This is a genomic window from Chryseobacterium sp. VD8 (assembly GCF_037149975.1).
Classification (GTDB): domain Bacteria; phylum Bacteroidota; class Bacteroidia; order Flavobacteriales; family Weeksellaceae; genus Chryseobacterium; species Chryseobacterium indicum.
In genome coordinates, this window is record NZ_JBBCQL010000460.1 from 1 (window position 1) to 508 (window position 508).

1 pseudogene is annotated in these 508 nt (G+C 37.6%); it reads left to right on the forward strand.

The window, feature by feature from the left end:
- Positions 1 to 158: pseudogene (locus WFK35_RS23030) on the forward strand (RtcB family protein); the annotation flags it as partial.
- Between the last annotated feature and the right edge of the window lie 350 nt (positions 159 to 508).

The window sequence follows — 508 nt, forward strand, 5'->3', positions numbered from 1 at the left end:
CAACCGCTTATAAAAGTGCCAAAAACGTAAGAGCGCAGATTGAAGAATACGGATTGTGTGAAGTTCTGGATGAAGTGATGCCTTACGGATGTATTATGGCGGGTGATGTTCAGAAGAATGCGCCTTGGAAGAAAAAGAAGAAGTTTAGAAAAGCATAGAATTTCTTTTGTCTTGAAACAAAAGAAACAAAAAGTTCAAGATCTGGAAACTTCCGCTAAAAATTAAAACTTAATCCTAAAATTCCCAAAACCTGCGCGAATTCAAGATAAGTTCTTCGGTTCAAAAGTGCAGTCGCGCTTCTGACAATGGGAATTTTTTAACGGATTAAGAACAATGGGTTACCAAAAAGAAACTAATAACCGAACCTTGCAGGTGTAAAAGCCTGTAGGGTTTAATGAAAACCTTTAATCATAAGGTAGGAACAGTAGCTCAGATGGTAGAGCAACAGATTACTTTTCGCTTTTGGCAAATAAAGTTCCTGTAAACTTCAAAGTTGTGTGTCGCAGGT